This is a genomic window from Thiomicrolovo sp. ZZH C-3 (assembly GCF_054862725.1).
The window spans coordinates 884,723-907,460 of the sequence record NZ_JBTKXX010000001.1; the positions used below are offsets into that span (position 1 = coordinate 884,723).

Sequence of the window (22,738 nt, forward strand, 5' to 3'; positions counted from 1 at the left end):
AATAATGATTTACGGTCAGTTAAAGCAGGAAGGTTTGTGCCAGGAACAGGAAGATAAAAAAGCCGAAAACATCCGTGGTCGTCGTGAGGAAAATGGAGGAGGCGACGGCGGGGTCGATCCCCAGCCGGTGCAGTCCCAGGGGGATGAGGGTGCCGGCCGTCCCGGCGACGAGCAGGTTCAGCAGCAGCGCCCCGGCGACGATGGCCCCCAGGCGGATATCGCCGAACCAGAGCGAGACGATGAGGGCCGCGACGACGGCGATGGAGAGGCCGTTGGCCAGGACAATGAGCGCTTCCCGCCTTACCGCGGCGGAGACGCCGTCGTATTCGATCTCCCCCAGGGCGATCTTGCGGATCGTGACGGTAAGCGCCTGCATCCCGGCATTGCCGCCGAGGGCGGCGATAACGGGCAGCAGGGCCGCGAGGGCGATATAGGAGGCGATCGTCGCATCGTAAAGGTTAATGACGGCGGAGGCCGCCAGGATGGCGACGAGGTTGAACAGCAGCCAGATGAGGCGCTGGTGCGCCGCGCGGGAGACCGAGCTCTCTTCGGCTTCGTCGTCGACCCCGGCCAGACCGTAAGCCTGCTCCGTTTCGATCTGGCGGATCATATCGTAGATGTCGTCGTAGACGATCCGGCCGATCAGTTTGCCTTCGCTGTTGACGACGGCGATGATATTGAGGTCGTACTCCTCGAAGAGGCGGACGACATCCGCAATAGGCGAGGCGGGACGGATCGAGAGGGGAGCTTTGCGGTCGCCGCGCTGCAGGATCTCCCCGATCGCTGTCGTATCGTCGAAGAGGATCAGGTCGGTGAAGTGCAGGGTGCCGAGCAGCAGCCCCTCGTCATCGGTGACAAAGAGTTTGATGATCGGCGCGGCGGGTTCGTTCTGGCGGAAAAGCCGGATGAGGGTCTTGACGTCGGCGACCGTGTCCTCGGGGTGGGCGGCGAGGAACTCGCGCTCCATGTAGGCCCCGGCCTGGTCCTCTTCGAACTTGGAGAGTTCCAGGACCTCCCGGCGCTCCTCGTGGGCCATCAGCGAGAGGATCTTCTCCGCCAGGGTGGCATCGACCTGGCGGATATCCTGGATAAGGTCGGTCGCCTCGTCACTTTCGATCGCCTCGGCGGCCCGGGCCAGCCGGTGCGGGGGGAGGCGTTCCGCGGCGGCGGCGAAAGCGTCGGCCGGGAGCTCGAGCAGCACCTCGCCCAGGTGCTGGTGGCTGAGCCTGCTCAGGTTTGAGAAGAAAAGCCCGACATCATAGCCGCGCAGTTTGACAAGGCTTTTGGCGGTGTCGGTGGGGTTGAACCGTTCGTGCCCCCCGGCAACGGCGTGGATGCGGTCGACATGCTTTTTGATCTTCGGCTTCATAACCATATCGTAGCATCCGCGCCTGAAAACAACGTCGGTATTTCCCGGCGTGAAGAGGGATCCCGGCAAATGGAACCGAAATGTTGCAGCTGTAATGCGGCTGTAATGGGGCTGCAGGATAATCGGCCGTTCATGACGGAGTATTGACCATGCCGCACGTATCGAAAGAAAACCTCTTTTTTGCCACCCTCCTGGGGGCTGCCACCATGTGGTTTGTCCTCTGGGGACTGGGCTATACCTACCATCACCATACGCTGCTTTTCCTGCTCGCCACCCTCTTTATGATCTTCATGGCCTTCAATATCGGCGGGAATGATGTGGCGAACTCCTTCGGGACCAGTGTCGGTGCCGGCACGCTCTCGATGAAGCAGGCGCTGATCGTCGCGGGGATCTTCGAAGTGAGCGGGGCGATGATTGCCGGCGGCCAGGTGACCGACACGATCCGCAAAGGGATCGTCGACCTGGGCGGGGTCGACGTGGCCCCGATGGAGTTCGTCTACATCATGATGTCGGCGCTGCTGGCCGCGGCGGGCTGGCTGCTGATCGCGACGCGCAGGGGATGGCCGGTGTCGACGACGCACTCCATCGTCGGCGGGATCGTCGGCAGCTCCATCGCGCTGGGCATCGTGATCGACGGGGCGGAGACGGCCTTCGCGGTGGTGCAATGGCACAAGATCGGGATCATCGCCTCTTCGTGGGTGATCTCCCCGCTGCTCGGTGCGCTGCTGGCCTACCTGCTTTACGGTGCGATCAAACGGTTCATCCTGGGCTACAACGAACGGGCGGCCCGGCAGCTCAAGGCGCTCAAGCAGGAGAAGAAAGCACTGCGCCGGGAGTATGAGCAGCAGTACATGGCGATGTCGCCGGAAGCGCGGATGTCGGAGGACCTGAAGGTCGTCGAGGATTCCGAGGCGGAGCATGAAGACGACTTCTCCCCGACAGACGTCGAATCCATCTACTACAAGAAGATGTATGCGCACCGCCGGCGCAAAGAGGAGATCAAAGCGTATCATGCGCTGCAAAACTGGGTCCCCCTCATCGCGGCGTTCGGTTCGATGGTCATCAGCGGTATGGTAATCTTCAAAGGGCTCAAGCATATCGACCTGGATTTTTCCACCCTCAACAAGTACCTGGTCATGTTTATGATCGCAGCACTTGTCTGGATGGCGGTCTTTATCTATGCGAAAACGATCCGGGGCAAAAATCTGGAAAAATCCACCTTCCTGCTCTTTAGCTGGCTGCAGGTCTTTACCGCGTCGGGCTTTGCCTTCAGCCACGGTTCCAACGACATCGCCAATGCCATCGGACCGTTCGCGGCGGTACTGGACGTTCTGCGCACGGGCTCCGTCGCCGGGCAGGCGGCCGTCCCGCCCCTGGCAATGCTGACGGCGGGGATCGCCATGGTGGGCGGGCTCTGGTTCGTGGGCCGCTTTGTCATCCAGACCGTCGGACATGACCTGACCGAAATGCACCCGGCGTCCGGCTTTGCCGCCGAACTCTCCGCCAGTGCCGTGATTCTGCTGGCAACGACCTTCGGGATCCCGGTGTCGAGTACGCATATCCTGATCGGTGCGGTTTTGGGCATCGGGATGGTCAATCAGCAGACGAACTGGGCGCTGATGAAACCTATCGGCCTGGCGTGGGTCATTACGCTTCCCGTGGCGGCACTGCTCTCTGCCCTGGTGTATGTTGTACTGCGGAATGTGTTGTAGACGTGGAAACGGCGTATTGAAAAGCGTGGGGAGGGAGAATTGGCGTGAAGCTCGCGCCGGGCGTCGTTGAGGGCGCCTGCGTGTGCGGACAGTCCGGTTACCCGAAAAGTTTTTTCATTGTTGCAAAGAAGATTTTGAAGAGGCCTTTGTTTCCGACCAGATCATTGATAAATTCGTCGTAGCTTTTCCCTTTCTCTTCGAGGAAGCCGCGCAGATATTTTTCCGAGCCTTCGATACCGCTCTCGTTCTCGATCTCGACCAGTTTTTTGTAGATCGGTTCGATGGCATTGATGACGTTGTCAGGTGCCGCTTTTCGGTAGGCGGTGTAATTGACGATCTCATTGGTGATCTTGTCCGTTTTCGGCTCGAAATCGGTGATGACCCAGTAGTGGCGGCCGTCTTTGGCACGGTTTTTAACAACGGCCAGAATGTTGTGCTTGTTCTTGATGCGTTCCCACATCATTTTGAAGATGACTTTCGGCATATCCGGATGACGGATCATATTGTGCGGATGGCCGATGAGCTCGCTCTCTTTGTACCCGGAGATTTCGACAAAATAGTCGTTCCCGTACTCGATGATCCCTTTCGGATCTGTTTTACTCACAATATATTTTTTCGGGTCGAGATCAATACGATCTTTAACAGAACCTGACATCAAATAACCTTTTTGTTAATTTGTACCGTTAATTACGGTTACTGAATTAGTTTAACAATCGTTAAATAAATTCAACGTTAAGGTAGTATAATTGTTTCTAATTTGAAACATGCGCTTAAAGTGAGATACAGATATGAAAAAAAATGATGCACTACAGGTTGTTGCCCAGGCAAAAAAACTCCAAAACGGCGAAATGCAGAAAGTAATGTTGATGGTCAAAAAAATCCCGCTGGACGGGGATGCGGTAGCGACGAGCTACCTGGAGTGCGGGGTGGACAAAACCCTGCGCGAAGATGAAGAGGGACTCAAAAAGCTTGTCGGCGCCTCGCTGATCGAGGAGATCGAGGCGCTGCACAAAGCGTGGCACGATGAGTACTACAAGATCTACGAACTCTACCAGAAAGAGAAGGGGCTGGTCTCAAAGCTTTTCGGCGGTCAGCCGAAGCTCAGCGAACTGGACCAGGAGAAGGCGAACAGTTACAGCAGTGATCTCAAAGAGCTGACGCGGAAGATCATTAACAGACTTGAAGCCGCGGAGGGGCGTCTCAAACTGCTCCGCGGCTGATCGCAGCGGTGCCGATGGGCGGAGGGGGCGGTTATTCCGCTTTTTCCCAGAAGGTCCCCTGCGGCGTGTCCATCAGCTGGACGCCCAGGGCGCTGATCTCGTCGCGGATCGCGTCGGAACGTGCGAAATCCTTCGCCTGCTTTGCCGCATTGCGCGCCGCGATCAGATCCTCGATTTTCACTTTCGTCGCCTCGTCGATGCCGTGCTGGAAATATTCGTAGGGGTTCATCGTCCCGAACCCGAGGAGTGATTCGACGTAGGCCAGGTCGGCGAGGATACGGCGTTTGAGCCCCTTGTCTTTCGGGCTGGCGTCGAGTCCCTCGTTGGCCGCGGCCATCATCTCATCGAGCAGCGCCAGCGCCTTGGAGATATTGAGGTCGTCCCCCAGCGCTTCGAGCAGCGCCGTCTGGAACGGGCTCTTCTCCTCCACGACTTTCATGCCGAAGAGGCGCTTTTTCAGGCGGTAGAGGCGGTCGAGCCGTTTTTTGGCGGCCAGCAGGTCCTCTTCGTTGAAGTTGAAGTCGCTGCGGTAGTGGGTGCCGAGCAGGAAGAAGCGCAGTACTTCGCCGCTATAGGCTTTCAGCGCATCTTTGATAAAGAAGCTGTTCCCGAGGCTCTTGCTCATCTTCTCCCCGCCCACGGTGACGAACCCGTTGTGCATCCAGTAGCGCGCCAGTTCATGTCCGGTGGCGCAGCGGGTCTGTGCGGCCTCGTTCTCGTGGTGGGGGAAGAGCAGGTCGGCCCCGCCGCCGTGGATGTCGATGGCGTATTCCATGTGGGTGCTGAGGTGTTTTTCGATCATGGCAGAGCACTCGGTGTGCCACCCCGGGCGCCCCCTGCCGAAGGGCGAGTCAAAGGCGACGGCGTCATCCTGTACCCCTTTCCACAGCGCAAAGTCCGCGGCGTGGCGCTTCTCTCCGAAGCTCTCGACGCGCTGCTGGGTATCGGCTTCGTCCTGGCGGCGGTTGGAGATGCTCAGATACCCGCTGTCGCTCCCCGTATCGAAATAGACGTCGCCGTTGCTCGTCTGGTAGGCGTGGCCGGTGTCGAGCAGTTTCCCGATGAGGTCGAACATCGCCTCAAGGGATTCGGTCGCTTTGGGCTCCAGGGTGGGGCGCTGTACCCCCAGCGCGCTCATATCACGGTGGTAGGCCTCGGTGTAGGTGTCGGTCAGCTCGGTAATGGCGATGCCGGCTTCGCGGGATTTGTTGATGATCTTGTCGTCGATATCGGTGATGTTACGGGCATAGGTGACATCGTAGCCTTCAGCCTCAAGGACGCGGCGGAGCAGGTCGAAGACGAGGGCGCTCTTGGCATGGCCCAGGTGGGCGTCGTCGTAGACGGTCGGGCCGCAGACGTAGAGCGACACCTTGCCCGGGATCAGCGGCTCGAAGGGGCGTTTGGTCTTGGTGACACTGTCAAATATATGCATGGATGAGCTCCTTGAATGCGAGGACGGCAACGGTGAAAAGCGCTACGGCAAGCGCCCACCAGAGCCCGTTTTTTGGGCGAATTATAGCAGATAGGTGCGCCCGGCCCACGGCCCGCAGCGTCGCGGCGAGGGCGACCGTACCGCCGAGCGACGACGCCAGGGCCAGGCCCGCGCCGCCAAGGGGGAGGATGAGGGCCAGGGAGAGCAGCACATTCGTCCCCAGGCTCCAGGTCGCGATCTTCGCCGCTTCGCCCTGACGGCGCTGGGCATAGAGCCAGAGCGAAAAGAGCTTGCCCAGCCCGAAGGGGATGAGGCCGACGAGGTACATCTGCAAAATCAGCGCCGTCGCGCCCGTGTCCCCGGCCGTAAAGGCCCCGCGTTCGAAAAGCAGCTGCGTGATCTCGGCAGCCAGGACGATGCCGCCGACGGCCGCGAAGCTCAGCAGGTAGAGCAGGAACCAGAACGCCTTGGAAAGCATGGCGTGGGCCTGTGCCTCGTTGCCATGTTTGAGGTGGCGGGAGATCCTGGGGAAGAGGGCAATAGAGGTGGCGATGGCAAAGAGCGCCAGCGGCAGCTGGAAGACGCGGTTGGCGTAATAGAGATAGCTGATGACCCCGGCGCTGAGGAAACTGGCGAGCCAGGTGTCGAGGAACGCGGCGACCTGCGCCGTGGAGTTCCCCCACACGGCGGGGAAGAACTCCCGGGTAAAGCGGCGCGTCTCCTCCCTTATTTTTGCGGCTTTGCGGCCGTAGTAGCGGACGCCGCCGGCAATGAGGCGGTGCAGGTTCAGGCCCCGGATGGCGAGCAGGTGGACGAAGAGCTGGGCGAAACCGCCGAGAACGACCCCGTAGCTGAGGTAGAGCACAACGGTCTCGTCGCTGCCGCCGCGGGCGAGGATCAGGGCGAGGATCAGGGCGATATTGAGCAGGCCCGTCGCGAAGGCCGTCGTCGCAAAGTGGTTTTTATACTGCAAGAAGGTGCTCAGGAAGGTGACGGCGAAGATCAGCGGCAGGTAGAAGAAGTTGATGGCGACGTAGGGGGCGGCCATCTGTACCGTCTGCGCGTCAAATCCCAGCGCGATCACTTTGGCCGCGAGGGCGGGAAAGAGGTTGACCGCGAGGGTCATGAGCAAAATGATGCCCAGGAAGACAAGGAAGATGTGGACCGAAAAGACCGCCTTGTGCTTCGAGCGGGTGAAGGCGGGGAGGAAGGACTGGGTGAAGGCCCCCTCCGCAAAGATGCGCCGGAAGAGGTTGGGGAGCTTGAAGGCGATAAAGAAGATGTCGCTGTAGATGTTCGCCCCCAGCACCGATGCGGTGAGCAGGTCGCGGGCAAACCCGAGGATGCGCGAAAAGAGGATGCCGAAACTGTTGGTAAAGATGGATTTAAACATCTGCCTTCCCGTGGCCGGCCGAAGCGCAGCTTTTTGCGTGGATCATCGATAAAACTCCCTTATAAGCAGGGATTCTAGCACAGGGGAACTCAAATTCATCTCCCGGGACGGCTGGGGCAGGGGTCACGAATTTATCACATTTAATAAATTAACACAGAAGTAACACTATTTTCTTAACATGCGCTTCTACTTTGATATTAGGAGATGTTAGTGAATGTTATTTTAAGAAAGAGTCTGCTTTTGCTGGGGCTGCTGGTCACCCTTGCAGAGGCGGAGGACAGTTATTTTACGTCCTATCACTTTATGGGGTCGGGGAACTGTGTACGCTGCCACAACGGGATGACGGACAGTTACGGCAACGATGTCTCGATCGAGACGGCGTGGTCCTCCACGATGATGGCCAACGCCTCCAAAGACCCCATGTGGCGGGCGAAAGTGCGCACCGAGATCAACCGCAACCCGCACCTGGAAGGGGTGATCAACGACAAGTGTACGCGCTGCCACGCCCCGATGGCGAATGTCGAGGCGCACAGCTCCGGCGACGAAATCGCGATCTTCGGCAACGGCTTCCTGGACCCTGGTAATGCACATCACGATGAGGCCCTGAACGGGGTGAGCTGTACGCTTTGCCACCAGGTCAAGGATAGCAGCAATCTTGGAACGCTCTCAGGTATGTCCGGCGGTTACGAGGTCGACGACAGCCGGAGCATCTACGGCCAGTACGGCGACGTTTTTGCCGGCCCGATGATCAACAACCTCAACTATACGATCCGCCAGAGCGACCACATCAGTGCCTCGAAGATGTGCGCGAGCTGCCACAATCTGAAAACGCCCTATGTCGATGAAAACGGGAACGTGCTGAGCACGACCCCCGAGAGCGGGTTCCCGGAACAGATGCCCTACAGCGAGTGGGAACACAGCAGCTACGCCCAGAGCAAAAGCTGCCAGGAGTGCCACATGAAGCGGGTTGACGGCGTACGTATCTCGATGCGCCCGAACTGGGCAAATACGCCGCGTGAGGGCTTTGCAGAGCATATGTTCGTCGGCGGCAACGTCCTGCTGCTGGATATCCTGAAGAACAACAAAAGCGCGCTGGAAGTGACGGCGAACAACTTTGATACGACGATCGCCAAGACGGGGGAGATGCTCAAAAGCGCCGCCTCCGTCGAGGTCGTACAGTCATCGCTCCGGGAGGGGACGCTGGAGGTCGTGCTCAAAATCAGCAGTACGACGGGCCACAAGCTCCCGACCAGCTTCCCCTCCCGCCGGGCGTTCGTGCATTTCAAAGTGACCGATGCCGGCGGCAGCGTCGTCTTCGAATCGGGCCGCGCCAATGCCGACGGCAGTATCGAGGGGGCGGACGCGGACGGCGATGCTGCGGCGTACGAGCCGCATTATGACGTCATCACCTCGGCCGACCAGGTCCAGATCTACGAGACGATCATGGCGAACAATCTGGGCGACGTGACCTATACCCTGCTGCGCGGCATGGGGTATAAAAAAGACAACCGTATCCTGCCTGCGGGCTTTGACAAAGCGACGGCTTCTGCGGATATCCGCGTACACGGCAATGCCGAAAACGATGCCGATTTTATCGGCGGAAGCGACACGCTCTCCTACCGCGTCAGCGGGCTGCCGGAGGGACGCTACCGCGTGGAGGCGGCACTGCTTTACCAGCCGGTCTCCTACGCCTTTGCCCAGGATATGTTCCGCGATACGTCATCGGAAGCGGCGGCCTTCCGGACGATGTTTGACGCATCGTCCATGAAAACGGCGCAGATCGCGTCGGCGGCGTTCGAGGTCGAGGGCGGCGGCGGTGCACCGCTTCCGGCCTGCAGTGACGGTGCCGACAATGACGGTGACGGCCTGGCGGACCTGGCGGATCCGGGGTGTGCCGACAGCGCCGATGATGATGAGACGGATCCGACGACCACGGCGACGCCTGAACCGCTCCCGGAGTGCAGCGACGGCATCGACAACGACGGTGACGGCAGGATCGATATGCAAGACGCCAGCTGCTCGGATCCCTCCGACAACGACGAAACCTACCCGCGCAAACGCCGCGGCGGGAAATAACCGTACCGCACCGCCGCCGTGCCGCACCTTCGGGCGGCTGCAGGGGCCGTTCGCGGCCCTCTCCCTTTTACACAACTTTAACCCCCTTTGCATTACAATAACAATCAAATTGGCTGCAGGAGCGGGGATGATCGTCGGGATAGAAGGCGCGGTAGAACATAAAGAACCAACAGTGGTGCACCTGAACGTTTCGGGACTCATCTACGAGGTTTTCATCTCGCTGCAGACCTACGGCGCCATCCGCGAACCCCGGGTCAAACTCCACACCTCCCACATCATCCGCGAAGACGCCCAGCTGCTGTTCGGTTTTTTTGAGAAGAGCGAAAAGGTGCTTTTTGAACGGCTCATCAAGATCAACGGCGTCGGCCCCAAGGTCGCGCAGGCGATCTGTTCGACCTTCACGCCTGCGCAGTTCGGGCAGGTGATCGCGGCCAGCGACATCGCCCAGCTCAAGCGCGTCCCCGGTATCGGTCCCAAGAGTGCGGGGCGGATCCTCGTGGAGCTGGCCGGTTTCGACATCGAACTGACTGCCGGACATGCGGCCGCCCCGGCCGCCTCCGGCGAAGCGGCACAGGCCCTGGAGTCCCTGGGCTTCAAGAAAGAGGAAGTGGCCAAAGCCCTGGCCAAATGCGAAAGCACCGAGACCTCCGCCCTTGTCAAAGAGGCGCTTAAACTACTTCAGAAACTGTAAGGATCACCTTGAAATTAGCGATTGTATTCGGCGGCGCGAGTTACGAGCACGAGATCAGCATCGTCAGCGCCATCACCGTGATGGAGAAACTTTCCGGCTATGAGCTGACATTCGTGTTCTGCGACCAGGACCACACCCTCTACCTGATCGACCGCGCCAACATGAAGGCGAAGTATTTTGCCTCCGGCCACTATAAAAAAGCCCCGGTGCTGACACTGAGCAAAGGGGCGTTCGTACAGAAACGCCGCCTGGGTTCCACGGAGTATGCAGTGCCGGTGCTGAACCTGATCCACGGCGCCGACGGCGAGGACGGCACGGTCGCGGCGCTGCTGTCGTTCTTCGATATCCCCTTCATCGGTCCGCGTACCGATGCGTCGGTACTGAGCTTCGACAAGCGTATGACCAAGTGGTTCGCCGCGGGCCGCGGCGTCAAGACGGTGGCCTATGAAGAGCTGCACGCGACGGCGGCACGCACGGTGAAGACACCGATGCCCTGCATCGTCAAGCCCTCGCGCCTGGGCAGCTCCATCGGGGTCAGCGTCGTCAAGAACGAAGCGGAACTCGATTATGCCCTCGACGTCGCTTTCGAGTTCGACGACAGCGTCATCGTCGAACCTTTCATCGCCGGGGTCAAAGAGTATAACCTGGCCGGCTACCGCGGGGCGGAGGGGATCGTCTACTCCATTATCGAAGAGCCGCAGAAGAACGAGTTCCTCGATTTCGACAAGAAGTACCTCGACTTCGCCCGCAGCGGGGAGGTCGGCGGCGCCGCGATCGAGGACGTGCTGGCGATGAAACTCAAAAGCGCTTTCACTTCCATCTATGAGGGGCTCTTTGAAGGGGCGCTGATCCGCTGTGACTTTTTCGTCATCGACGGCGAGGTCTATCTCAACGAGATCAACCCCATCCCGGGATCGATGGCGAACTATCTTTTCGCGGATTTCCCCGCCGCCATCAATGACCTGCTCTCCAACCTGCCTAGCGCGCGCCGCCCGCAGGTGGATTACAAATACATCCACTCCATCAACGCAGCCAAAGGAAAATAGTGGCCATCAAGACCCTCCAATACGCCCAGCAGACGTTCACGGTCAGCTACGAGATCGTCAACCCCGGGGCGCAGCACACCATCGTCTTCCTGCACGGGTGGGGATCGAACAAAGCACTGATGAAACAGGCGTTCGGCCAAACGCTCGATACCTTCCGCCACGTCTATATCGACCTGCCGGGCTTCGGCAACTCGACGGCGCCGATCGCACTGGACAGTGAAGGCTACGCCGATATCATGGAGCTGTTCCTGGCGCAGATCAATGCCAACGACAAGGAGATCATCGTCGGCCATTCCTTCGGCGGCAAGGTCGCGACCCTGCTGCGTCCCCGGCTGCTGGTGCTGCTCTCCTCGGCGGGGATCGTCTGGCCGAAACCGCTGAAGGTGCGGGCGAAGATCGCCGCGTTCAAACTGCTCAAGAACCTGGGCCTGGCCCAGCTGCGCGCGCGTTTCGTCGCCGAGGATGCCAAAAGCCTCAACAAAGTGATGTACGAGACCTTCAAGCGTGTCGTCAACGAAGATTTTTCGGGCACCTTCCGCCATTTCGGCGGGCGGGCGCTGCTGTGCTGGGGGCGCGAGGATACGGCAACCCCGATGAAGAGCGCGGAAAAGATCGTCACGCTCATTGAGAACAGCCGCCTGGTCGCGATGGAGGGGGACCACTACTTCTTCCTCAAACAGCCCGAGGCGGTCGCGGCGGAGATTGCCGCCGAATTCACCCGGAGCGTCAAGTGACCCCGGCGATGGCGCAGGCCGTGGCATTTGCGACCAACGTCGCACTGGTCCTGACGCTGGGATGGTATCTCATCCTCAACCTGCAGTGGTACAGCTACAAGCTCGAACGCGTCGTGCTCAACCATCACAAACGCAGCTGGCACCTTCTCTACTTCGTTGTGCCTTTTCTCGCCTATTTCATCCTCGGTGACCTCTTTCCGCTCTTTTTCCTGCTCTACTTCGGCGCCTTTGTCTGGTGGTACCGGCGCCTGGACAAGAAGCTGGTGCTGACGAGGCGGGTCAGGCGATTCTTTATCCTGCTCGGCGCATTGACGCTGTTCGGGGATTTCCTCTGCCTCATCAAGAGCTGCGGCACTCTGCCGCTTTTCCTGCCGCTGCTGCTGGCGTGGCTGCTCTCCACGGGCATCGAGAAGTTCCTCTTCCTCGCCTATAAAAAAGAGGCGAAGCGCAAACTTGCCCGTCTGGAGGGGCTGACCGTCGTTGCCGTGACGGGAAGCTACGGCAAAACGAGCATGAAAAATTTCATCGCCCAGCTGCTCGGGACGCAGTTCGAGGTCTACATGACGCCGCGCAGCGTCAATACCCTCGGCGGCATCATCAAAGATATCAACGAATCCCTTCCCGAAACGGCCCGGGTCTACGTCTGTGAAGCGGGGGCCCGCCGTCCCGGTGACATCCTGGAGATCGCCCAGCTCGTAGAACCGCACTACGCCGTCGTCGGGAAGGTCGGTCCGCAGCACCTGGAGTATTTCGGCGACCTGGAGACGATCGTGCGCACCAAGCTGGAACTGATCCAGTCGCCGCGCCTGGAACAGGCCTTCGTGCACTTTGAGGCGACGGAAGAACCCCATGAAAAGGTGCGCTTCTTCGGGACGGAGATCGAAAACATCGCCGCCGATCTGGAGGGGACGTCGTTCGACCTCGCCCTTGATGAGGCACCGCTGCATCTGCATGCCCCGCTCCTCGGCGGCTTCAACGCCGTGAACATCGAGGCCGCCGTGCTGATCGCCCGGGCGATGGGGATGACAGACGATGCGATCATAAAAGGGGTCGATGCGCTGCAGCCCGTCGAACACCGCCTGCAGCGCATCGATGCCGGGGGCAAGATCATCCTCGATGACGGCTACAACGGCAATATCGACGGGATGCAAGAGGGGATCCGCCTCTGTTCCGTGCACTCGGGGCGCAAAGTGATCGTCACGCCGGGGCTCGTGGAGAGCACGGAAGCCCTCAACCGCGAACTAATCGAGGCGATCAACGGGGTGTTTGACCTCGTCATTGTCACCGGAAAACTCAACGCCGCGCAGTTCAAAGCGCAGCTGAATGTTCCCGACGCCCTCTACCTCGAAGAGAAGAGCACACTGACCTCTGTGCTGGCCGAGAAGACCCGTCCCGGCGACATCATCTATTTTGCCAACGACGCCCCGAACTTTATCTAGGGGTGCGCACGCGTAACCGACGGCAAATTATTTTGTAATATAATACGGGCACTATCAACCGCCCCAGAGCCAAAGGAGCCCCCATGCAATTTCTTCTCAAGCTTTTCAAAGCCCTGAACTCCGCCCAAAGCCCCTGGCAGGTGACGCTGGCGATCACCCTCGGGATGATCGCCGGGCTGACGCCCATCAGCGGGTTGCAGAATGCGGTGATCCTTCTGCTCGCCTTTTTGCTCAATATCCACCTGGGACTCTTCTTTGTTTCGGCGGCGCTATTTGCGGGAATGGGTTACCTCTTTGACCCCTGGTTTGAACAGCTCGGTTACGTCCTCCTCAGCAGCGAGGGGCTGCAGGGACTCTGGACGGGCTTTTATAACAACGGCTTCGTCCGCCTGACGCACTTCAACAATACCCTTGTCATGGGGGCGACGGTCGTCTCATTGCTGCTGGCCGTACCGCTCTATCTGCTGCTGGGATGGCTGATCGGACGTTACCGCACGGTGCTGGCGGCTTTCCTGGAACGGCGCCCGGTGCTGGGAACCTTCGGTTTCCTCAAAGCGACGACGCACCTCGACCCGACGCTGCGCTGGTGGGGCGCGGGCCTCTATGTCGCCGGGGGCGGGGTCATTACGGCCGTGGCGCTGCTGGTCATCGACCCGCTGCTCAAATGGACCGTGGAGACGGGCGGCAGCCTCGCGCTGCAGCGTGATGTCCGTGTCGGTGCCGTCGATACCGATTTCAGCAAGGGTGCGGTGAGCATCCACCGCCTGGAAGTCGCGGGCAAAAAAGAGGGGGTCGACGCCGTTTCGGCGGAGCTGATCAGTTTCGACGCCGATCTCTCGGCACTGCTGATGGATAGGGTGCATATCGAGAAGATGATCGTCAGCGGCGTCGGGTTCGACACCCCGGCAACGCTGAAAAAATCTCCCGCAACTGCCGAGAAAGCAGCGGCAGAAAAAGCGGATGGGGAGGGGTTCGCACTTCCGACGTTCGAATTTCCCGACCCCAAGACCCTCATTGTCCAGGCGGACCTGCAGTCGGTCAAGGTCTATAAGGACGCGCAAAAAGAGATCGGTGAGATCAAGGCACGCTGGGAGAAGACCTCCAAGGAGGAGCTCAGTGGCGACAGCCTCAACGAACTGAAGGGTGACCTCGACAACCTCAAGACGATGAGCAAGTCAAAAGATCCGCAGTCGATGCTCAAGCTGGCCCAGGAGGTCAAGGCGTTCAAAGAGAAGATCGATGCGCGCAAAAAGGCGCTCGAGAAGATCAGGGCGGATTTCGACCGCGACCGCAAACGCATCGCCGTCCTGATGCAGCAGGTCAAAGACGCCCCGATGGCGGACTACAACCGCCTCAAATCGACCTATACCCTCGACGGTAACGGTGCACTGAACGTCATCGGCGGCCTCTTTGGGGAGAAGATCAAAGGGTACCTTGCCATGGCGCGTAAATACTACGGGATGGTCTCTCCCTACCTCGGCAGCGCCGGGGATGAGAATCCGCCGGAGGAGGCGGTGCCGCCGCGGGGCGAGGGGCGCTGGATGCGCTACCCGCAGACGATCCCGGCACCGGATATGCTGATCGCGCTGACCCAGATCGACGGTCTCTTCAAGACCCAGGCTTTCTCGGGCACAGTCCGCGACATCTCCGACAACCAGAAGGCACTGGGGCGTCCGCTGACCTTCAAGGCGACGAGCGACGGCCCGACGGTCAAAGGGCTAGTGCTTGACGGCGAGGACAACCGCCTGGGCGACACGGTGAAGGACAGCGTGAACTTTAAAGCGCAGCAGATTCCGCTTGACGCGCTCGATATGAAGCCGGTGCTTCTGGACAAGAGCAACCTCGCCATGACGGGGACGCTCAGCCTCAGCGACGCCACGGCGCTCGCCGGGACGGGGAGTTTCGCCTTCAGCGACGCGGCCATCACGGCCGAGGGGCTCAGCGGCAAAACGGGCGAGATCGTCTCAAGTATCCTCAGCGGAATTTCCGCCTTCAAACTGGACACGACCCTGGGCGGGACATTGACGGCCCCGACCGTCGGTGTCACATCCGACCTGGACCGCCAGATCTCCCGGGGGCTCGGCAAAGCGATGGGCAAGGAGCTTGAGAAGTACCAGGGTGAGCTCAAATCGTTGCTAGGGGGTGACACCGCCGCACAGCTGGCTGATCTGAAAGCATCACAGGCGGGGATCGCCGATGTCGACAAACTTGCCGGCGATCAGAATACGATGCTCGGCAAACTGGCCGAGGAGGCGACGAAACTCGCCGGCGGCGGTTCGGTCGGTGATAAGCTTAAAGGCGCGCTCCCGTTCTAAACGGTGCGCGGACGTCAGAGAAAACCATAGGAAAAACGGGGGTGAAATGAAAAAAGTAATGATGATAATGGCGGCACTGCTGCTGATGATGGGCGCTGCGGATGCTGCTGACATGTTTACACTCAAGGCGGCGGGTGAGAAGACGATCGCCGCAACAGAACTGCCCAACGGCATGCGCTTCAAAGGGTATGAGGGGAAACCGGTGCTGGTGAACTTTTTCGGCAAACAGTGCCGCTACTGCAAAAAAGAGATCCCGCACCTGCAGGCGCTCACAAAACGCTACGGGGGGCGCATCGGCATTATCGGTATCCATATGCAGGGGCGCATGATGCCGCAAGATCGCGCGCAGATCGCCGGGAAAGGCGGGTTCAACTACCCTGTTTTCGAATACGAGGACAATATGGCGATCGTTCGCCACATCGGGTCGCGTGCCCGTTTCAACGGGAGTATCCCTTTCAACATCGTCTTTAACGGCAAAGGCGAGGTGTCCGAAATTATTCCGGGGTATCTGAGCGAGAAAGACCTGGAGATGATCTTCGGCGAACTGCTCAAGAAGTGACTGTAAGGATATGACAGAGCAGGGGAAGTTGGCCTTTGTCAGACTACTGATCCGTACGGTCGGCGCCTTGAGCGCAGCCGTCCTGGGCATGCTGGTGCTCCTGATCGTTTTTGACGCCACCCGCCGCTACCTTTTCCATGAGGGCTCCGTTGCGCTGCAGGAGCTGGAGTGGCACCTGTTCGATGTCGTCATCATGCTCGGCGTTGCCTACGCCATGCACCGGGGTGCACATGTGCGCGTGGATATCTTCTACGACCGCTTCTCCGAACGGACCAAACAGATCGTCAACGTGGTGACGATGCTCTTTTTCGTGCTACCCGTCTCCGCATTGATCCTCTACGTCAGTTTCGATTTCGTCCTGATGAGTTTTGAGCAGATGGAAGCCTCCTCAGACCCGGGCGGACTGCCTTACCGTTTCGTCGTCAAGGCGCTGATCCCCCTGGCGTTTGCGCTGCTGATACTGCAGGCACTGCGTGAGCTGGCCGAGGCGTGGCATGCGTTGAAGGAGAGCCTGTGATCGCGCTGGCCATGTTCGTCATCGCACTGGCGCTGCTCCTCTCGGGTATCCCCGTCGCCTTCGTCTTCGGCGGCGTCGCACTGCTCTTTGCGCTGCTGATCCCCGAACTGGGGCTGCAGGTCTTCAGCCTGCTGCCGTTCCGCATCTACGGCATCATGGGCAATACGACCCTGATGGCGGTCCCGCTCTTCATCGCCATGGGGCTGATCCTGGAGAAGTCGAAAATGGCCGAGAAGCTGCTCGAGACGATGGGCGGGCTTTTCGGAGGACTGCGCGGCGGCTTGGCCGTCAGCGTCGTGCTCGTCGGTACGATCCTCGCCGCCTCGACGGGGATCGTCAGCGCTTCGGTCGTGATGATGAGCATTATCGCCCTGCCGCTGATGCTGAACGCGGGATACGACAAGGGGCTGGCATCGGGCACGGTCGCGGCCAGCGGCACGCTCGGGCAGATCATCCCGCCGTCGATCATCCTGATCATCCTCGGCGACGTCATGAACGTCAGCGTCGGGGAGCTCTTCATGGGGGCGGTACTGCCGGGGCTGGTCCTCGTCGGACTCTATATCGTCTATATTCTGCTTTATGCGGCGCTGAAGCCAAAAGCCGCCCCGGCGGCGGCCCGGGGAGAACACGTTGGCATCATTAAGGCGCTGACGGCCATCGCCCCGCCGCTGCTGCTGATGGTCGCGGTCCTCGGCTCCATCTTTGCCGGGATCGCGTCGCCGACGGAGTCAGCAGCCTTCGGCGTCGTCGGCGCCCTGGCACTCAGCGCCTTCAACCGAACCCTCAGCCGCTCCATGGTGAGCTACGCCCTGCTGGAGACCGTCAAGCTCAGCGGGATGATCTTTATGATCCTGATCGGGGCGACGGCCTTCAGCCTTGTCTTCAACGAGCTCGGCGGCAGTGACCTCGTGCTGGAGTTCTTCAGTCACGATATCGGGAACGTCTGGGTCTTTATCGGGGTCGCGATGCTGGCCATCTTTATCCTCGGCTTCTTTATCGATTTCATTGAGATCTCCTTCATCGTCGTACCTATTCTCGTGCCCGTCATGCACGCGTTTGGCATCGACCCCGTCTGGTTCGCGATCCTCATCGCGCTGAACCTGCAGGCCTCCTTCCTCACCCCGCCTTTCGGTTTGGCGCTCTTTTTCCTCAAGGGCGCGGCGGGGACGATGGTGACGACACTGCAGATCTATCGGGGGATCATCCCCTTTATTCTGCTGCAGCTCCTGGCGATCGGCATCGTCATGCTCTTCCCCGACCTCGTCTTCGCCTTTATCTAAACCCCGCGCGGGGAAACTGGTATACTGTGGGAATGGAGGTGCGTGATGCGTGAAAAATGGATGATACTCATGTTGCTGACAGGGACGGCGGTGGCCTTCGGGACGGTGTTCGCGACGCCCTCGATCCAGATGACCGGCAAGGTCCAGGCGCCGCCCGCGTATGATGAAGTCGACCGGACGGGTTACACGGCGCCCGTGATAACGACACCGACCGTCGAGATGCACGGCCGGGTGCAGTAAAGGAGGCGGTCATGAAACATCTTCTTCTGATAACCTTCATCGCCGCGGTTTCCGCCTGGGGCGCCCCGGTGGATTTTACGTTCAAGGTCCCCGTCAAGCTGGTCAAGGTCCGTTCGTCGGATGCGCAGGTGATGTGTACGGTCTATAACGCCCAGCATCAGTCCATTGCCGGGAAGTTCTTCCGTTTCGACCTCAACGGCGACGGCCTGCACACTTACAGCTACAACGGCACCGTGACGATCGAGATGTCGGCACATTCGGGCAAAGACCCCCGCGACGGCGAGACCTACGAGTGCCAGCTCTCACTGCTGCTTCCGTGGGCGTCACCCCCGTGGCAGAAGCCGACATCGCAGGGGTCGGATATCTATCTGACACCGCAGCCCGGCACGGCTTTTGCGCCGCTGGTCTCGGGCACCATTCCCAAGCCGAAAACCATTCAACAAAGAGTGCTCCCGGACAAGTACCGCTCCCTGCACCCCATGAAACTGAAATAGGTTTGCCGGGCCGCGGCCCGGTGCGGGAATGCAGTGAAACCGCTTTTGCCCCAATCTCACTATGATGGAAAACCGATGTCACACACTTTTACGCGAACATTCCGGGTCGACTGGTCCGATGCCAACGCCAACGGCCAGGTACACCTTCTGACCTATTTCCGCTATCTGATCGAGACGGCCTGGGCCTGGGGGGCTGCCGTCGGGCTGGGGATAGAGGAGAGCCGAAATCTCGGCCTGGTCTGGGTGGTCCGCGAAACGCAGTTCAATCTTTTCCGTCCCCTGCTTCCCGATGATACGTTCACGTTGACGATCTGGCTGGACCGCTGGCGCCGGGTCCACGGGACGCGTTTCTTCGAACTTGTCGATAAGGCGAGCGGGGAGGTTATCGCGCAGGGGGCGCAGGAAGTCGTCACCCTCAACCCGGAGAACATGCGTCCCAAGGCTGTTCCCAAGGCGATCGTTGAGCGGATGACGATCGAGACGCCCCGCACGCTGCCGCACCGGCCCTTCCCGGTATTTCGCGAGGCGCCTGAGCAGGTGATCCGGAGTCGGAGGACTGTGACATGGCAGGACCTTGACACACTGGAGCACGTCAACAACACGAAGTACGTCGCCTTTGCCGAGGATGCCGTCGTCGCGGCACTGGCGGGGTTCGGATGGGCCCCGAAAGATTTCAAAGTGCACGGACTGGCGGTGAAGAGCGCCAGCGTTCATATCCAGTACCTGACGCCGGCCGTCTGGGGGGAGACGCTGGAACTTGAGATGCTTCTGTCGGCATTGACTTTGGAGCGCGGGGTATGGCAGATCACCATTACGCGTGCAGCAGACGGCGAACCGGTCGCCCGCTGTGCGATCGGCTGGAACGTCGTCGACACGTCCGGTGTCCCGGTACCGATTCCGGAGGAACTTTACTGCCGTCTGCAGGCACAATTCGCCATTGCCGAAACGGTACCGCAGGGGTGATTCACCCTGCGGTATTCGCCGTCGCAGGATTTTCATCTGCCGTTCGTTATGCGCTATACTCCCTTCATGAAAGAGATTCTTTACGCGCCGTGGCGCACGGACTACATCAGCGGGCAGGCGATCGAGGGGTGTGTTTTCTGCCATATCAGTGAACATGACGAAGCGGATGAGGAGCTGCACGTGCTCTACCGCGACGAGCACTGCTTCATCGTCATGAACCGCTACCCCTATACCCCGGGACATTTTATGATCATTCCCCATGTGCACACGGATGCCCTTGAAACGCTGGATCCCGCGGTGTGGCAACGCATGAGTGCGCTGGCACAGCAGGGCGTGCACATGCTCAAAGAGGGATTCGGCGCGCAGGGCGTCAACCTTGGCATGAACCTTGGAAAGGCCGGCGGTGCGGGCATTGCGGAACATATTCACCTGCACCTCGTTCCCCGATGGGAACGGGATACGAACTTTATCACTGCCATCGCCGAGACCCGGGTCTATTCGACGGATTTTGAACGGATCTACCGCCGCATACTGGAGCTGGCCCCCCGCTATTTCGCATAAAACGGGATGGGATGCATATTTTGTAGAAAAAATATGTATTTCTTGTTTAATTTTATGTTCAATAGATATCAGATAGCATATGGGAATCTATAAGTGAAAGTGGGTAGCACCATGAAAGCAGTAATGACAGCCTTGATACTTCTGTTTTGTACGGCGCTTTTTGCGACGGAAGCGGGAGCGGTGAACAAGGCGAGCACGGTGAGCTGGTACAAAACGGCCGCATCGGAGGGGAACCCCGAAGCGCAGTTCTACCTCGGCGTGATGTACAGCAAGGGCGCAGGGGTGACCAAAAACGATGACCTCGCCGTCTACTGGTTCAAAAAAGCTGCCGCCCAGGGGCATGCCCAGGCGCAGCTGAACCTGGGGTATATGTATGAATCGGGCAAAGGGGTTAAAAAGAACTACGGCGAAGCGGTACAATGGTATCAGCAGGCTGCCGATAACGGCAGCTCGGTCGCTATGAACAACCTCGGGATCATGCATATGATGGGTATGGGGGTCAAAAAAGACAGCCGCAAGGCCTACCGCTATTGGCGTATGGCCGCCCAGCATGGTAACAATAACGCCTGGGACAATATCGAAAAACTGCGTCGGCTGGAGCCCCAGGCGGTCCGCTGAGCGACGCAACAGGGAGAAATATTTGACCTCAGTACTGCTTGAATTTTCCATGTTCCCGACCAGCGGGGACTGCCGGGACGGTGCTTCCGTCTCCGCCTATGTCAGCCGCATCATCGATATGATCGACCGCAGCGGTCTTCCTTACCAGTTGACTCCGATGGGGACGATTGTCGAGACGGGCAGCGTGAAAGAGGCGCTTGCTGTTGTCGAGCAAGCCTACGACGTCCTCGGTGAGGATTGTGAACGGGTCTATTCGGCGTTGAAACTTGATATCCGTAAAGGGAAGGCGGGACGCTTAAAAGGGAAGATCGACTCGGTAGAGCGGGAGCTGGGCAGAGACGTCAGCCATTGAGGCGTGACGCAGGGAACCCGGTGTGAGTAGAGGATACGGGTCCTGCCCGGACCCGCAGCGTTAAAAAAATATCAGCCGTGACCGTCCTGGTCGTGTTCGGCGTGGTGTGCGTGAAGCTCCATCGTGATACCCGAATGGATAAAGAGCGCGAAAGCGATCACCGTATAGACCAGTTTACCGGCTGTATCCCCCATCAGTGTCCAGAGAATCCCGAAAACAAAAGCGACTGAAAAGATGACGAACCAGTTACGGTCGCGTTGAAACTGCGTTAATTCCTGCATGCTAAACCCCTCCTCGGATTGAAAGAAAAATAAGTATAACCTATTTTTTCTTTCGCGTCAGTACGTAGAGAAAGATCGCGCCGATGACGAGAAAAATGACGATCTTGATCTGGGTCTCTTCCAGCGTCTGCATCGGCCTACCTTAATGGGTTTTGACGTAAAGGTTGGCGATGTACTCGGAAAGGGCTTCGACCTGGACAGGCGTCAGATCTTTGACCTGGTTCTGCATCAGGGTTTTCATGGCACCGCCGTAGGTCCCTTTCTGGTACCCGATGATGGCGTCGGCGATGCGCTTGCTTTCCCATTCGCCGATGGCGGCGGACTGGTTCAGGGCCATTTTCTCACCCTGGTTGCCGTGGCAGGCGGCGCACTTCTGAAAGAGCAGCGCCGGGGAGGTTTCCGCAGCGGCAGCGCTTTGGATCACGGGGGCCTTTTCAGCAGCTGCGATCGATGTGTTGTCTGCGGCTTCCTTGACCGGTGCAGGCGCCAGCGCCGGTTCAGCTGCCGGCTGGAGTTCCGGTGCAACAACGGGTTCGGCTGCCGGAGCGGGTGTTTCAACGGCGGCTGCCGCTTTCGGCGTGGCTTCGGGCTGTGTTTTCGGTGAATCGTTACAACCGGCGAGCAGGAGGAGGGCGGCTGTAAATGCAAGGGTTCTCATCAACAAGAGCCTTTATAAAAAGATGCCGCCATTGTACACTGTTAGAGCATTTGGGTCAAAGGTGCGCATGAAATTGGTTGTCTGCTATAAAGTCAGCTTAAGCAAATGACGGCTTTACGGGGATTAGAGCAGTTCGATCATCCCCCGGTGGAGGGCGACGGTGCCGTGGTGTTCAAGCTCTTTGAGCAGGCGGCTGATCACCTCGCGCGACGACCCGAGGTGGGCGGCGAGTTTTTCGTGGGTGATGGGGATCTGGGAGCTGTTTTGCGCATGCAGCCACTCCATGAGGCGGTCGTCCAGTTTTTTGAAACGGACGTCTTCGACCAGCCCCGCCATGCACTCGAGCCGTTTGGCGAAGAGGGCGAAAATGTAGTGCTGGTAGTCGGGCTCGGAGGTGTAGAGCTGCTGGACGACCCCGGCGGGGAAGAGGTAGCCGCTGATGGGCCCGTCGGCGACGGCACTTCCGATGGCAGGGGTGCCGGTAAATGCGCTGTTGAGGTTGACGTTGCACTGTTCGCCGGCGCCGAGGAAATAGAGGGTGATCTCCTGGCCCGATGCGTGCCGGCGGAAGACGCGGACACTCCCGTCGACGAGATAGAGGACCTCTTTGCAGCCGTCCCCCTGGCCGAAGAGCTCCTCGCCGTTTTGAAGCCGGAGCGCTTTCGCATGGGTGTCGACGAGGCGTCGGGATTCGGGTGCGAGGCGGCTGTAGCATGGGAAAGGTTCCATCGGGCTCCTTTCGGGGGTTCGACGCCCCCCGGTGCTGCAAAAGTATAGCAGATTATAAT

24 protein-coding genes are annotated in these 22,738 nt (G+C 59.4%); 17 read left to right on the top strand and 7 right to left on the bottom strand.

Annotated elements, in window-relative coordinates; genetic code table 11:
• Positions 1-19: 19 nt before the first annotated feature.
• Positions 20-1,369, bottom strand: a complete 1,350-nt coding sequence (mgtE, locus tag ACXWTF_RS04535) for a magnesium transporter (RefSeq protein WP_461713818.1) — start codon at positions 1,367-1,369, stop codon at positions 20-22.
• A 149-nt stretch (positions 1,370-1,518) separates the two neighbouring features.
• Between mgtE and ACXWTF_RS04540 the strand changes: the two genes are divergently transcribed.
• On the top strand, positions 1,519-3,081 hold the full coding sequence (locus tag ACXWTF_RS04540; RefSeq protein WP_461713819.1) for an inorganic phosphate transporter: 1,563 nt from the start codon (positions 1,519-1,521) through the stop codon (positions 3,079-3,081).
• Positions 3,082-3,178: 97 nt separating this feature from the next.
• Here ACXWTF_RS04540 and ACXWTF_RS04545 read toward each other — a convergent pair whose 3' ends face one another.
• The gene (locus ACXWTF_RS04545) at positions 3,179-3,736 is read right to left on the bottom strand and encodes a PAS domain-containing protein (RefSeq protein WP_461713820.1); all 558 of its coding nucleotides are present in this window, start codon (positions 3,734-3,736) and stop codon (positions 3,179-3,181) included.
• A 193-nt stretch (positions 3,737-3,929) separates the two neighbouring features.
• On the opposite strand from ACXWTF_RS04545, the gene ACXWTF_RS04550 reads away from it, so the two are divergent.
• On the top strand, positions 3,930-4,301 hold the full coding sequence (locus tag ACXWTF_RS04550) for a hypothetical protein (RefSeq protein ID WP_461713821.1): 372 nt from the start codon (positions 3,930-3,932) through the stop codon (positions 4,299-4,301).
• A gap of 31 nt (positions 4,302-4,332) precedes the next feature.
• Here the strand turns inward: ACXWTF_RS04550 and cysS are convergent, their stop codons facing one another.
• Positions 4,333-5,733: a cysteine--tRNA ligase gene (gene cysS, locus ACXWTF_RS04555; RefSeq protein WP_461713822.1), complete on the bottom strand. Its 1,401-nt coding sequence runs from the start codon at positions 5,731-5,733 to the stop codon at positions 4,333-4,335.
• Entirely contained in the window at positions 5,720-7,126 is a 1,407-nt protein-coding gene (murJ, locus tag ACXWTF_RS04560) for a murein biosynthesis integral membrane protein MurJ (protein ID WP_461713823.1), read from the bottom strand. Before murJ ends, cysS begins: the two co-directional genes overlap by 14 nt.
• 210 nt (positions 7,127-7,336) lie before the next feature.
• Here murJ and ACXWTF_RS04565 point away from each other — a divergent pair, with 210 nt between their 5' ends.
• The 15 genes from ACXWTF_RS04565 to ACXWTF_RS04635 all read left to right on the top strand — a co-directional run bounded on the left by ACXWTF_RS04565 (position 7,337) and on the right by ACXWTF_RS04635 (position 21,011).
• Positions 7,337-9,202: a hypothetical protein gene (locus ACXWTF_RS04565; RefSeq protein WP_461713824.1), complete on the top strand. Its 1,866-nt coding sequence runs from the start codon at positions 7,337-7,339 to the stop codon at positions 9,200-9,202.
• 127 nt (positions 9,203-9,329) lie between these two features.
• Entirely contained in the window at positions 9,330-9,893 is a 564-nt protein-coding gene (gene ruvA / locus ACXWTF_RS04570; protein WP_461713825.1) for a Holliday junction branch migration protein RuvA, read from the top strand.
• 8 nt (positions 9,894-9,901) lie between these two features.
• Positions 9,902-10,939: a D-alanine--D-alanine ligase gene (locus ACXWTF_RS04575; RefSeq protein ID WP_461713826.1), complete on the top strand. Its 1,038-nt coding sequence runs from the start codon at positions 9,902-9,904 to the stop codon at positions 10,937-10,939.
• Entirely contained in the window at positions 10,939-11,673 is a 735-nt protein-coding gene (locus ACXWTF_RS04580) for an alpha/beta fold hydrolase (RefSeq protein WP_461713827.1), read from the top strand. Before ACXWTF_RS04575 ends, ACXWTF_RS04580 begins: the two co-directional genes overlap by 1 nt.
• Entirely contained in the window at positions 11,670-13,112 is a 1,443-nt protein-coding gene (locus ACXWTF_RS04585) for a Mur ligase family protein (protein ID WP_461713828.1), read from the top strand. Before ACXWTF_RS04580 ends, ACXWTF_RS04585 begins: the two co-directional genes overlap by 4 nt.
• An 83-nt stretch (positions 13,113-13,195) precedes the next feature.
• Positions 13,196-15,427, top strand: coding sequence for a TIGR03545 family protein (locus tag ACXWTF_RS04590; RefSeq protein WP_461713829.1), 2,232 nt, complete (start codon positions 13,196-13,198; stop codon positions 15,425-15,427).
• 46 nt (positions 15,428-15,473) lie between these two features.
• Entirely contained in the window at positions 15,474-15,986 is a 513-nt protein-coding gene (locus ACXWTF_RS04595; RefSeq protein ID WP_461713830.1) for a TlpA family protein disulfide reductase, read from the top strand.
• A gap of 10 nt (positions 15,987-15,996) precedes the next feature.
• Positions 15,997-16,503 carry a TRAP transporter small permease subunit gene (locus tag ACXWTF_RS04600; RefSeq protein WP_461713831.1) on the top strand — a complete coding sequence of 169 codons (507 nt, stop codon included), beginning with the start codon at positions 15,997-15,999 and terminating at the stop codon, positions 16,501-16,503.
• Complete coding sequence (locus ACXWTF_RS04605; protein ID WP_461713832.1) at positions 16,500-17,783, top strand: TRAP transporter large permease; 1,284 nt, start codon at positions 16,500-16,502, stop codon at positions 17,781-17,783. The genes ACXWTF_RS04600 and ACXWTF_RS04605 overlap by 4 nt, the downstream gene beginning before the upstream one ends.
• Before the next feature lie 60 nt (positions 17,784-17,843).
• Positions 17,844-18,023: a hypothetical protein gene (locus ACXWTF_RS04610; protein ID WP_461713833.1), complete on the top strand. Its 180-nt coding sequence runs from the start codon at positions 17,844-17,846 to the stop codon at positions 18,021-18,023.
• An 11-nt stretch (positions 18,024-18,034) separates the two neighbouring features.
• The gene (locus ACXWTF_RS04615; RefSeq protein WP_461713834.1) at positions 18,035-18,517 is read left to right on the top strand and encodes a hypothetical protein; all 483 of its coding nucleotides are present in this window, start codon (positions 18,035-18,037) and stop codon (positions 18,515-18,517) included.
• Positions 18,518-18,592: 75 nt separating this feature from the next.
• On the top strand, positions 18,593-19,480 hold the full coding sequence (locus ACXWTF_RS04620) for an acyl-[acyl-carrier-protein] thioesterase (protein ID WP_461713835.1): 888 nt from the start codon (positions 18,593-18,595) through the stop codon (positions 19,478-19,480).
• A gap of 66 nt (positions 19,481-19,546) precedes the next feature.
• The gene (locus tag ACXWTF_RS04625) at positions 19,547-20,041 is read left to right on the top strand and encodes an HIT family protein (protein ID WP_461713836.1); all 495 of its coding nucleotides are present in this window, start codon (positions 19,547-19,549) and stop codon (positions 20,039-20,041) included.
• A gap of 132 nt (positions 20,042-20,173) precedes the next feature.
• Positions 20,174-20,659, top strand: coding sequence for a tetratricopeptide repeat protein (locus ACXWTF_RS04630; RefSeq protein WP_461713837.1), 486 nt, complete (start codon positions 20,174-20,176; stop codon positions 20,657-20,659).
• Positions 20,660-20,708: 49 nt separating this feature from the next.
• On the top strand, positions 20,709-21,011 hold the full coding sequence (locus ACXWTF_RS04635; protein ID WP_461714569.1) for an MTH1187 family thiamine-binding protein: 303 nt from the start codon (positions 20,709-20,711) through the stop codon (positions 21,009-21,011).
• Between the two features lie 71 nt (positions 21,012-21,082).
• Here the strand turns inward: ACXWTF_RS04635 and ACXWTF_RS04640 are convergent, their stop codons facing one another.
• From ACXWTF_RS04640 to ACXWTF_RS04650, 3 genes are all read right to left on the bottom strand, one after another.
• Positions 21,083-21,292 carry a hypothetical protein gene (locus tag ACXWTF_RS04640; protein ID WP_461713838.1) on the bottom strand — a complete coding sequence of 70 codons (210 nt, stop codon included), beginning with the start codon at positions 21,290-21,292 and terminating at the stop codon, positions 21,083-21,085.
• Between the two features lie 142 nt (positions 21,293-21,434).
• Positions 21,435-21,950, bottom strand: a complete 516-nt coding sequence (locus tag ACXWTF_RS04645) for a c-type cytochrome (RefSeq protein ID WP_461713839.1) — start codon at positions 21,948-21,950, stop codon at positions 21,435-21,437.
• Between the two features lie 123 nt (positions 21,951-22,073).
• Positions 22,074-22,679: a Crp/Fnr family transcriptional regulator gene (locus ACXWTF_RS04650; protein ID WP_461713840.1), complete on the bottom strand. Its 606-nt coding sequence runs from the start codon at positions 22,677-22,679 to the stop codon at positions 22,074-22,076.
• Between the last annotated feature and the right edge of the window lie 59 nt (positions 22,680-22,738).